The organism is Klebsiella sp. D5A (assembly GCF_001620885.1).
In the GTDB taxonomy this organism is placed as follows: Bacteria; Pseudomonadota; Gammaproteobacteria; order Enterobacterales; family Enterobacteriaceae; genus Klebsiella; species Klebsiella variicola.
Genome location: NZ_LOAR01000007.1, coordinates 273,028 through 285,003, shown reverse-complemented (window position 1 = coordinate 285,003; position 11,976 = coordinate 273,028). Strand labels below are relative to the sequence as shown.

Genomic DNA, 11,976 nt, shown 5'->3' with positions numbered 1-11,976 from the left:
CGCGAGCGAATAAGCGGTTTATGCCACCTCGCGGTCATTTTCCCCTCAACATCCTCTCGACCTGCCGTCATATCCGGTTTATTGTGTAAGAACCTGCCCTATGTAAACCTGGAGATACATCGCGTGTTTCAAAAAGTTGACGCCTACGCCGGCGACCCTATTCTTTCTCTGATGGAACGCTTCAAAGAAGATCCGCGAAGCGACAAAGTCAACCTGAGTATCGGGCTGTACTACAACGATGACGGCATTATCCCGCAGCTGCAGGCGGTGGCGGAAGCGGAAGCACGCCTGAACGCCGGGCCGCATGGCGCCTCGCTGTATCTGCCGATGGAAGGGTTGAGCGGCTACCGTCAGGCGATTGCGCCGCTGCTGTTCGGCGCAGAGCATACCGCGCTTAAGCAAAACCGCATTGCCTCCATTCAGACGGTCGGCGGTTCGGGCGCGCTGAAGGTCGGGGCCGACTTCCTCAAACGCTACTTTCCGGAGTCTCATGTCTGGGTCAGCGATCCGACCTGGGAAAACCACATCGCCATTTTTGAAGGGGCTGGCTTCGAAGTAAGTACTTACCCCTGGTTTGACAAAGCCACCAACGGCGTGCGCTTTGAGGACCTGCTGGCGACGCTGCAAACGCTGCCGGCGCGCGATATTGTGCTGCTGCACCCTTGCTGCCACAACCCGACCGGCGCCGACCTGACGCCAGCCCAGTGGGACCGCGTGGTTGAGGTATTACAAGCGCGTCAGCTGATCCCCTTCCTCGACATCGCCTACCAGGGCTTTGGCGGGGGGCTGGAAGAGGATGCTTACGCCATTCGCGCCATCGCCAGCGCCGGGATGCCGATGCTGGTCAGCAACTCGTTCTCCAAGATTTTCTCCCTGTACGGGGAGCGTGTCGGCGGCCTGTCAGTGGTCTGTGAAGACAGCGAAACTGCAGGCCGCGTGCTGGGTCAGCTGAAGGCCACCGTGCGCCGCAACTACTCCAGCCCGCCAAGCTTTGGCGCGCAGGTGGTGGCGACGGTGCTGAACGATGCAGCTCTGAAAGCCACCTGGCAGGCGGAAGTGGACGCCATGCGCGCGCACATTCTGACCATGCGCCAGGCGCTGGTCGACGCGCTGCAGCAGGTTGCTCCGGGCAGCAAGGTGGATTACCTGCTTAAGCAGCGCGGGATGTTCAGCTACACCGGCTTCAGCGCAGCGCAGGTCGATCGTCTGCGCGACGAGTTTGGCGTCTACCTGATTGCCAGCGGTCGTATGTGCGTGGCAGGGTTAAACTCACGTAATGTTCAGCAGGTGGCGAAAGCCTTTGCTGCGGTGATGTAAGCCGCTCTCCAGTGGGTTGCCGCTGCCGGTCAACGGGCAGCGGCAACCTCCTATCTGATTGTGATCATCCTCTTTTTCTATGACATCTACGCGAAAAAGGCTTTTCATCCACGCGATCGGCGGGTAAGGTCGGGGCGTTGCTAAGCATGCACATTATTAAAAATAATAATGATTGATAGATTTAGGGATAAATATGCGCAAACTTACTCTCGCCTTTGCGGCGGCTTCTCTTTTGTTCTCGCTGAACAGCGCCGTTGTGGCGCGCGCCTCCACGCCACAGCCGCTGTGGGTGGGCACCAATGTGGCCCAGCTGGCCGAGCAGGCGCCGATCCACTGGGTTTCGGTGGCGCAAATCGAGAACAGCCTGCTGGGGCGGCCGCCGATGGCCGTCGGCTTTGATATCGATGACACCGTCCTCTTCTCCAGTCCGGGCTTCTGGCGCGGGCAAAAAACTTTCTCCCCCGGCAGTGAGGATTACCTGAAAAACCCGCAGTTCTGGGAAAAAATGAACAACGGCTGGGATGAATTCAGCATGCCGAAAGAGGTGGCGCGCCAGCTGATTGCGATGCATGTGAAGCGTGGGGACAGCATTTGGTTCGTCACCGGCCGCAGCCAGACCAAAACAGAAACCGTTTCTAAAACCCTGCAGGATGATTTTCTCATTCCGGCCGCCAATATGAATCCGGTGATTTTCGCCGGTGATAAGCCTGGCCAGAACACCAAGACCCAGTGGCTGCAGGCGAAGCAGATAAAGGTTTTCTACGGCGATTCGGATAACGACATCACCGCTGCCCGTGAGGCCGGCGCCCGTGGGATCCGCGTGCTGCGGGCCGCCAACTCCTCCTATAAGCCGCTGCCGATGGCCGGGGCGCTGGGCGAAGAAGTGATCGTCAATTCCGAATACTGACGATCGCCTGAACGCGATAAACGGCAGCGGTAGCGCTGCCGTTTTTTTATGCAAAATCAGGGGTGGAAGGTTTTACCTTTTCACGTATTGCTGCACACTTAGAAGGATTCATTCGCAAAAGGAGTCGATGATGTGGTATCAGCAAACCCTGACGCTTGGGCCAAAATCCCGCGGTTTTCATCTGGTCACCGATGAGGTCCTCGGTCAGATTCGCGGGCTGTCCGGGGTGAAGGTTGGCCTGCTGCACCTCCTGCTCCAGCATACTTCCGCTTCCCTGACGCTCAACGAAAACTGCGATCCCACCGTCCGCTATGACATGGAGCAGTATTTTCTCAACGCCGTGCCGGACAATGCGCCGTACGAACATGATTATGAAGGTCCTGACGATATGCCTTCGCACATCAAATCATCGATGCTTGGCGTGTCGCTGATGCTGCCGGTCGAGGACGGGCGCGTCAGGCTGGGAACCTGGCAGGGCATCTGGCTGGGGGAGCATCGGATACACGGCGGTTCGCGGCACATCGTTGCGACGCTCATGGGGGAATAAAAGATGACAATTTCGGAGTTATTGCAGTACTGCATGGCGAAACCGGGAGCGGAGCAGAGCGTCCATAGCGACTGGAAAGCCACGCAGATCAAAGTCTCGGACGTGCTGTTTGCCATGGTGAAGGAAGTGGAGGACCAGCGGCCGGCGGTCGCGCTGAAAGCGAGCCCGGAACTGGCGGAGCTGCTGCGAGAGCAGCATCGCGATGTCCGGCCCAGCAAGCATCTCAATAAAGCGCACTGGAGCACCGTCTTTCTGGATGGCTCGCTGCCGGATTCGCAAATCTACTACCTGGTCGATGCATCTTACCAGCAGGCGGTGAAAATGCTGCCGGAGTCGGTCCGGCAGCAGCTATCCCGCTAATTATTTCAGCATCGGCTTCAGGAAGCGCGCGGTGTGCGAGGCTTCGCACTCGGCGACGGTCTCAGGTGTACCGGAGACCAGTATTTCGCCGCCGCCGCTACCGCCTTCCGGACCCAGATCGACAATCCAGTCGGCAGTTTTAATCACATCGAGGTTATGCTCAATCACCACGATGGTATTGCCCTGATCGCGCAGCTGATGCAGCACTTCCAGCAACTGCTGAATATCGGCGAAGTGCAGACCCGTGGTCGGCTCATCGAGGATATACAGCGTCTGGCCGGTACCGCGTTTGGAGAGTTCGCGCGCCAGCTTCACGCGCTGCGCCTCGCCGCCGGACAGCGTCGTCGCCGACTGGCCGAGACGGATATAGGTCAGGCCGACGTCCATCAGGGTTTGCAGCTTACGCGCCAGCGCCGGTACGGCATCAAAGAATTCACGCGCCTCTTCAATGGTCATATCCAGCACTTCGTGGATGGTCTTACCCTTGTACTTAATCTCCAGCGTTTCGCGGTTATAGCGTTTGCCTTTGCACTGGTCGCACGGCACATAGATATCCGGCAGGAAGTGCATCTCAACCTTAATGACGCCATCACCCTGGCAGGCTTCACAGCGCCCGCCGCGAACGTTAAAACTAAAGCGCCCTGGCGTATAGCCGCGTGAACGTGATTCCGGCACCCCGGCGAACAGTTCGCGCACCGGCGTAAACACCCCGGTATAGGTCGCCGGGTTGGAGCGCGGCGTACGGCCGATCGGGCTCTGGTCGATATCGATCACTTTATCGAAGTGCTCCAGCCCCTGGATATCGCGATACGGCGCCGGTTCGGCGATGGTCGCGCCGTTAAGCTGGCGCTGAGCAATCGGGAACAGGGTGTCGTTAATCAGCGTCGATTTACCCGAGCCGGAAACGCCGGTAATGCAGGTAAACAGACCGACCGGCAGGGTCAGCGTCACATCCTTCAGGTTGTTGCCGCGCGCGCCGGTCAGTTTCAGCACTTTTTCCGGATTGGCGGGTACGCGCTGTTTCGGCACTTCGATTTTGCGCTTACCGCTCATGAACTGCCCGGTGAGGGATTCTGGTACCGCCATAATGGCGTCCAGTGGCCCTTCGGCCACCACCTGGCCGCCGTGGACCCCAGCGCCAGGGCCGATATCGATCACATGGTCGGCGGCGCGAATCGCGTCTTCGTCATGCTCAACGACGATCACCGTGTTGCCTAAATTACGCAGATGGATCAGGGTACCCAGCAGGCGTTCGTTATCGCGCTGGTGCAGGCCGATAGAAGGCTCATCCAGCACGTACATCACACCAACCAGCCCGGCGCCAATCTGGCTCGCCAGACGGATACGCTGGGCTTCGCCGCCGGAGAGCGTTTCCGCCGAACGGGAAAGCGTCAGATAGTTCAGACCGACGTTGACAAGGAACTTCAGGCGATCGCCGATCTCTTTCAGCACTTTCTCAGCGATTTGCGCCCGCTGGCCGGAGAGCTTCAGGTTGTTGAAGAAGTCCATCGCGTGGCCGATGCTCATATCGGAAATGGTCGGCAGCGGGGTGTTCTCTACAAACACGTGGCGCGCTTCACGACGCAGCCGCGTGCCGTCACAGCTGGCGCATGGGCGGTTGCTGATGAATTTCGCCAGCTCTTCGCGCACGGCGCTGGATTCCGTCTCTTTGTAACGGCGCTCCATATTGTGCAGCACGCCTTCGAACGGGTGACGACGTACCGAGGTGTCGCCGCGATCGTTCATGTATTTGAATTCAATATTCTCTTTACCGGAACCGTACAGGACCACTTTCTGCACGCTGGCGCTGAGGGTGCCCCACGGCGCTTCGACGTCGAATTTATAGTGCTCCGCCAGCGACTTCAGCATCTGGAAGTAGTAGAAGTTGCGGCGATCCCAGCCGCGGATGGCGCCGCCCGCCAGCGACAGCTCCGGATTCTGCACCACGCGGTCGGGATCGAAATATTGCTGAACACCGAGGCCGTCGCAGGTCGGGCAGGCGCCCGCCGGGTTGTTGAAGGAGAACAGGCGCGGCTCCAGCTCGCGCATGCTATAGCCGCAGATCGGGCAGGCGAAGTTAGCGGAAAACAGCAGTTCTTCCGCTTTTTCATCATCCATATTGGCCACAATGGCGGTACCGCCGGAGAGCTCCAGCGCGGTTTCGAACGACTCGGCCAGGCGCTGCGCCAGATCGTCGCGCACCTTAAAGCGGTCGATGACCACCTCGATGGTGTGCTTCTTCTGCAGCTCCAGCTTCGGCGGATCCGAAAGATCGCAGACTTCGCCGTCGATCCGCGCGCGGATGTAGCCCTGGCTGGCGAGGTTTTCCAGGGTTTTGGTGTGCTCGCCTTTACGCTCTTTAATAATGGGCGCCAGCAGCATCAGGCGCAGGCCTTCCGGCTGCGCGAGGACGTTATCGACCATCTGGCTGACGGTTTGCGCCGCCAGCGGCACGTCGTGATCCGGACAGCGCGGTTCACCGACGCGGGCGTACAGCAGACGCAGGTAGTCGTGAATTTCGGTAATGGTACCCACCGTCGAACGGGGGTTGTGAGAGGTTGATTTCTGTTCGATGGAAATCGCCGGCGACAGCCCTTCGATATGGTCGACGTCCGGCTTCTCCATCAGCGACAGGAACTGTCGCGCATAGGCGGAGAGCGATTCGACGTAGCGACGCTGGCCTTCGGCATACAGGGTGTCGAAAGCGAGTGAAGATTTGCCAGACCCGGAAAGCCCGGTGACGACAATGAGTTTGTCGCGCGGGATAACGAGGTTGATGTTTTTGAGATTATGGGTGCGGGCGCCCCGAACTTCGATCTTATCCATTCACCTTTCCCGGTAGGTAGATACACGGATTGCCTGGTTTGCTTGAAGGACAAACGGCAGAAACGGCTAATTATGACACAATTTAACCTGAATGAATATACAGTATCGGAATGCAAATTCAGGGGGAGTGTGCAACAATGTCTTGTACGAGTGCTATCTCTGGAATCAGCCTCGCAGCTATCAAAATGCTACGTGGAAATGGTACACTCGCGCGTTTACACTATTAAGAAACGTATTCAGGAGACACGAACATGGCCAGCAGAGGCGTAAACAAGGTGATTCTCGTCGGTAATCTGGGGCAGGACCCGGAAGTACGCTACATGCCAAGTGGCGGCGCTGTCGCCAACTTCACGCTGGCAACTTCCGAATCCTGGCGTGACAAGCAGACCGGCGAAATGAAAGAGCAGACCGAGTGGCACCGCGTTGTGCTGTTCGGCAAACTGGCGGAAGTCGCTGGCGAGTATCTGCGCAAAGGCTCTCAGGTATATATCGAAGGCCAGCTGCGTACCCGCAAGTGGACCGATCAATCCGGTCAGGAGAAATACACCACCGAAGTCGTGGTTAACGTTGGCGGCACCATGCAGATGCTGGGCGGCCGTCAGGGTGGCGGCGCGCCGGCAGGCGGCGGCCAGCAGCAGGGCGGTTGGGGTCAGCCTCAGCAGCCGCAGGGCGGCAACCAGTTCAGCGGCGGCGCACAGTCCCGTCCGCAGCAGCAGGCCCCGGCAGCGCCTTCTTCTAACGAACCGCCGATGGACTTCGACGACGACATCCCGTTTTAAGGCTTGCCTTAAACGCGTTGCCTGCGCCGTAAAATACAAAAAGCCCCGGTTTCGCCGGGGCTTTTTCTTTATCCTTTCAGCATCATCCTTTCAGCATTTTTTCTGCGCCACCGTGTCAGAACCGGTTTTTAACCTGCGGCGACGAGCGTTTCAGGCAGAGGGCGCCTGAGCGGTCTCCGGCGTCGCCACGCTGGGCTGCGGTTTCACTGGCTCTGCTGCTGGCTCCTGTCGCGGCGCGGCCGTCGCTTTCTGTTTGCGGGCCATATCATCGACGATCAGCCGATAGGCGATGTAATACTTATAGATATTACTGACGTAGGTGACCGTCTCGGCGCCAATTTTTTCTGCCGCCAGATTTTCGACATTACCGAACCAGACGTTCGGGTCAAATCCTCGCTGTTTAGTCATGGTGCGCAGGCGAGCGATACGCGCCGGACCCGCGTTATAGGAGGCAAAGGCAAACAGCGCCTTATCGAGCCGGGTCATGGGCTCATCAGCATAGTAGCGATCTATCATCCAGCGCATGTATTTCACGCCTGCATGGATGTTGGGATCCAGCTGTTTAATATCGCCCACTTTCAGCTCTTTTCCGGTGCTGGGCATCACCTGCATTACCCCGACGGCGCCGACGTGGCTTCGCACCGACTGGTTCAGTCGCGATTCCTGGTACCCCTGGGCCGCCATCAGCAGCCAGTCGACATCGTAGCGATCGCCATATTTGCGGAAGACTTCCACCATGGCGAGGAACTTGCGCCGTTCCTTACTCGCGGCGGCATTTTTGACATATTTGGCATTTTTCAGGTAACGCAGCAGGAGGGTATTACCCAGCGTGGTGCCCTGACGATTCTTTTTGACGAAGTTGTTTAGCACCGCCAGCAGCTGCGGGCTGTCTTTGCGTACCGCCCAGGCAATGTTGCCGCCGTCGCGCAGCACCACGTTGTCATGGACCTGAATTTTCGGAAACACCTGTTTCCAGAAAACGGCTTTGTGTTGATCGACGACGATCAGCGGAATCAGCCCGGCGTTGAGCATTTCCAGCAGATCTTCATCCTCCAGCGCTTCCGGCGCTGCCTCCAGGATAACCGGCGGCCGCGACTCACTGGCAAATCGGGCATTCAGCGCCTGCAGACTCTCGTAATAGCTGGAGGAGCGGCGAACAAAGACGGTTTGGCCGGAGAGCTGCTCCAGGCTGTCGATCTTCGGCGATGCCGGCCCGGAGATCAGTAATTCTTTCACGTTGCTGTAGAGCGGCTGGGCGAAATCGACCTGGGCTTCCCGCGAGGGCGTGATGGTCAGATTGGCAGCCGCAATATCGCCTTTACCTTCATTAAGCGCGATAAAGAGATTATCCCGGCTGACCGGCACAAAAACGATATGCAGCTTCAGGTGGCGCTGTTTGAGCTTTTTATCCTTCGCCAACTGCTTATTCAGATCGTTTTCCAGCGCCATAAAGATATCGTGGGTTGCTCCGCGCTGAGTGCCTTTATCAATAAAAAAGAAGGTCTTGCTGTAGGTGGTTAATACCCGAATGGTGCGCCGCTCGGTCATGCCGGGCAGATCGCCTTTCCATGGCTGCAGCATATCGTCGATGTGGATCGACAGCGTATTGTCTTCGGTTGCGACTGGCGGCGCTTTTTCCGCCTCCGCCGCAAGCAGGATAGGGGCGAATAACAGCGCCGCGAGGCAGGTGAGCCAGGCGATAAACAGGCGTGATAGCAAGTTGGCGTTCATGGAGGAACACTCCGCAGGGGGATGTGGTTATTTTAGCAGAACGGCTGCCGTTAGCCGGGCACGACAAGGGCGTAAAAAACATAACGATGCCGACAAATAGTCTTCTCCCATTTTATCGCTTGCTATTAATGTGCTTTTATCTTTACTTTAACTATGGAGATAATATGGCGGAAATGTGTGTTTTTAATGATAAATAGAAAATGATGATGATATTTTTATTTTATTCTTCTCCATTTGTTTTGTTGTAACTGTTTGATTATTTTTGTTTATTTTATTTTTCCCCGATATTGATTATTATCATCTTGATAATGAATCTCATTTTTATTACCGTAGCACTGCACATTACTCTTATTATTCGCTGTCTGGATTACGCTATCAAAGAATAGCGCGCAGCGCTTTTTCTCTAATGATGAAACAGGGCACTTAATTTTATTATGCCTCATGCTGTTTTCTTATTCCCATGACTATCGGGAAGGGGCTGACCTACGCCAAAATCTGGCGAGGCGCAGAGGCGAGTATTTTATCCCATTGTTTTTTCAATTGGGGAAGGCGTTATGCCCGACAGCAACAGAAAACAGGGCATATTCTATGAAATACACGTCTCACTTCCCGCTGGGGATCGTCATTCCTTTGCTCGCCTGTAGCGTGCCGCTGCAGGCGGCAGAGAATATGACAGAACAATCGACGCGCGATAAGAGCACCCCAACGGCCGAAAACCAGGAGGAAACGATGGTGGTGACCGCTGCCAGGCAGAACCTGCAGGCACCGGGCGTGTCGACCATTACCGCAGAGGAGATTCGCAAACATCCCCCCGCCCGCGATGTATCGGAGTTAATTCGTACGCAACCTGGGGTAAACCTGACCGGCAACTCCACCAGTGGTCAGCGCGGCAACAACCGGCAAATTGATATCCGTGGCATGGGGCCCGAGAATACGCTGGTGCTGGTCGATGGTAAACCGGTGACCAGCCGTAACTCGGTGCGGTATGGCTGGCGCGGCGATCGTGACTCCCGCGGCGATACCAGTTGGGTGCCAGCGGAGATGATCGATCATATCGATGTGATCCGCGGCCCGGCGGCGGCGCGCTATGGTAATGGCGCGATGGGCGGGGTCGTCAACATCGTGACCAAACCGACCACGCCAGAATGGCACGGGTCGTGGAATACCTATATGAATGCTCCGCAGCACCGTAAAGAAGGGGCGACGAAACGTACCAACTTTAGCCTCAATGGTCCACTGTCGGACAGTGTCAGCTTCAATCTCTGGGGTAATCTGAGTAAAACCCAGGCTGATGCTCAGGACATTAACGCCGGGCATGAAGCGGAGCGTACCGGTTCCTACGCCGGTTCTTATCCCGCCGGACGTGAAGGGGTGGTGAACAAAGATATTCACAGTAAGCTGCGCTGGGAGTTCGCCCCGATGCAGGCCCTGGAGTTTGAGGCCGGCTACAGCCGCCAGGGCAACCTCTATGCCGGCGACACGCAAAACACCAATACCAGTACGCTGGTGAAGAGTATGTACGGGAAAGAGACCAACCGTCTCTACCGGCAAACTTACGGCGTCACATGGACCGGCGGCTGGGATAATGGCGTGACCAGCAACAGCTATGCCCAGTACGAACACACCCGTAACTCGCGAATGAATGAAGGGCTGGCGGGCGGTACGGAAGGGATCTTCTCCAGTAGCGAGTTTTCAGATATCGATCTGGCCGATGTCCTGCTACATAGCGAAGTGAATATTCCGTTTACGCTGGGGGTCGATCAGAATCTGACGCTGGGCACCGAATGGAATCAGCAGCGGATGAAAGATGGCGTATCGACAACCCAGGCGCTCTCTTACGGGACTATCGACGGTGTGTCGGCTACCGGTCGTAGCCCGTACTCCAGCGCCGAGATCTTCTCGCTGTTTACCGAAGATAATATGGCGCTAACGGACAGTACCATGCTGACACCCGCCCTGCGCTTCGATCACCACAGCATCGTCGGCAATAACTGGAGCCCCTCACTGAACCTCTCCCAGGAGTTGACGGATGACTGGACGCTGAAGCTGGGCATTGCCCGCGCTTACAAGGCACCTAACCTCTACCAGTTGAACCCGAACTATATTCTCTACAGCAACGGTCAAGGCTGTTATGCCAGTAGTTCCGCCTGCTATCTGATGGGGAATAGCGACCTGAAAGCGGAGACCAGCGTTAATAAAGAGATTGGTCTTGAGTACAAGCATGATGGCTATCAGGCGGGAATCACCTGGTTCCGTAACGACTATCACAACAAGATTGAGTCAGGGTACGCGGCGGTGGGCACCGCCAGCAACGGCACCACCAATATCTATCAGTGGGAAAACGTACCAAAGGCGTTAGTGGAAGGCCTGGAAGGAACGCTGAATCTTCCGGTGGGGGAGACGGTTAACTGGAGCAATAACCTGACATGGATGCTGCAGAGCAAGAATAAGACGACCGGCGACCGGCTGTCAGTGATCCCGCAGTTTACCCTGAACTCGACTTTGAGCTGGCAGGTTCGTGAAGATCTCTCCCTGCAGAGCACCTTTACCTGGTATGGTCGACAGAAACCAAAACGCTTTAATTATAAGGGCGAGGCGGTCAGCGGCAGCGAACTAAACGAAGTCAGCCCATACAGCATTGTCGGCCTCAGTGCGACCTGGGATGTGAACAAAAATCTAAGCTTCACCAGCGGGATAGATAACCTGTTTGATATTCGCCACTACCGGGCAGGGAATGCGCAAACGACCGGCAACGCGACGACGGGGGCTTATCTGTATGGCGCGGGTGCGGAGACCTATAACGAGTCGGGGCGGACCTTCTTTATGAGCGTTAATACTCATTTCTGATGATCCTGATGAGGAGTAAACCGGGTGCAGCGCGACCCGGTTTTTTTATTTCAGATGAGAGCGGAGGAGGCGGTTATAAATCGTGACAAAATCTTCACGCCCTCTACATTATTAGCTCAACATATCCTTTTATACTGATTTCCGTCGCGCAAGGTCGTTGATCCCGACCGGGTTCGATAATAGCATCCTGCTATTTCCCTTCTGTAATATCCCCTGTCCCCCTTCCATTCCCAACCGCAGCGATGCGGAGGAGGGGGACCTCCTTATTTTTGCCGCGTAATCTGATAGCGATACTGAGTGGGTGTGAGCGCATAATATTTTTTGAAGGTACGATTAAACGCGCTGAGATCGTCATAACCGACCATCATACAAATATCGACGATTCGGTAACCAGGCGTCGTCAGCAATAAACGGCAACACAGCGACATGCGCTGCTGGCGGATATATTCCATGGGCGAACGATCAAAATAATGGCGGAAGAGTCGAAATAAATGCCAGGGGGAATAACCAGAGATATCGCTCAGATCGTCGACGGTCAGTTTCTTATCCAGATTATTATCGATCCACAGGAGCAGGTCGTTTAATACCGATTGCTGGAGCGTTTTGCTACGCATGATTGCGGCTAATCCCATAACGAATGGCTCCTCAGCGAGGAGCCTTGG

At 56.2% G+C, this 11,976-nt stretch carries 9 protein-coding genes; 6 read left to right on the top strand and 3 right to left on the bottom strand.

Going from position 1 to position 11,976, the window contains the following annotated elements; genetic code table 11:
* Nucleotides 1-123 precede the first annotated feature (123 nt).
* The 4 genes from tyrB (at nt 124) to AS136_RS12595 (ending at nt 3,131) form a co-directional block, all read left to right on the top strand.
* Nucleotides 124-1,317, top strand: coding sequence for an aromatic amino acid transaminase (tyrB, locus tag AS136_RS12610; protein ID WP_008807297.1), 1,194 nt, complete (start codon nt 124-126; stop codon nt 1,315-1,317).
* 193 nt (nt 1,318-1,510) lie between these two features.
* Nucleotides 1,511-2,224, top strand: coding sequence for an acid phosphatase AphA (aphA, locus tag AS136_RS12605; RefSeq protein WP_023323467.1), 714 nt, complete (start codon nt 1,511-1,513; stop codon nt 2,222-2,224).
* A gap of 130 nt (nt 2,225-2,354) precedes the next feature.
* The gene (locus AS136_RS12600) at nt 2,355-2,771 is read left to right on the top strand and encodes a secondary thiamine-phosphate synthase enzyme YjbQ (RefSeq protein ID WP_008807295.1); all 417 of its coding nucleotides are present in this window, start codon (nt 2,355-2,357) and stop codon (nt 2,769-2,771) included.
* A gap of 3 nt (nt 2,772-2,774) precedes the next feature.
* Nucleotides 2,775-3,131 carry an MmcQ/YjbR family DNA-binding protein gene (locus AS136_RS12595; protein ID WP_008807294.1) on the top strand — a complete coding sequence of 119 codons (357 nt, stop codon included), beginning with the start codon at nt 2,775-2,777 and terminating at the stop codon, nt 3,129-3,131.
* On the opposite strand, the gene uvrA is transcribed toward AS136_RS12595, so the two are convergent.
* A complete protein-coding gene (gene uvrA, locus AS136_RS12590; protein ID WP_008807293.1) occupies nt 3,132-5,957 on the bottom strand; it encodes an excinuclease ABC subunit UvrA in 2,826 nt (941 codons plus the stop codon). It lies immediately after the preceding gene.
* Between the two features lie 251 nt (nt 5,958-6,208).
* Between uvrA and ssb1 the strand changes: the two genes are divergently transcribed.
* Nucleotides 6,209-6,736, top strand: coding sequence for a single-stranded DNA-binding protein SSB1 (ssb1, locus tag AS136_RS12585; protein WP_008807292.1), 528 nt, complete (start codon nt 6,209-6,211; stop codon nt 6,734-6,736).
* Nucleotides 6,737-6,886: 150 nt separating this feature from the next.
* Here the strand turns inward: ssb1 and AS136_RS12580 are convergent, their stop codons facing one another.
* A complete protein-coding gene (locus AS136_RS12580; protein ID WP_012543186.1) occupies nt 6,887-8,467 on the bottom strand; it encodes an MltF family protein in 1,581 nt (526 codons plus the stop codon).
* A gap of 588 nt (nt 8,468-9,055) precedes the next feature.
* Here AS136_RS12580 and AS136_RS12575 point away from each other — a divergent pair.
* Complete coding sequence (locus AS136_RS12575; protein WP_008807289.1) at nt 9,056-11,314, top strand: TonB-dependent siderophore receptor; 2,259 nt, start codon at nt 9,056-9,058, stop codon at nt 11,312-11,314.
* Nucleotides 11,315-11,577: 263 nt separating this feature from the next.
* Here the strand turns inward: AS136_RS12575 and AS136_RS12570 are convergent, their stop codons facing one another.
* Nucleotides 11,578-11,946 (bottom strand): helix-turn-helix transcriptional regulator, encoded by a 369-nt coding sequence (locus AS136_RS12570; protein WP_008807288.1) that lies wholly within the window; start codon nt 11,944-11,946, stop codon nt 11,578-11,580.
* Nucleotides 11,947-11,976 lie beyond the last annotated feature (30 nt).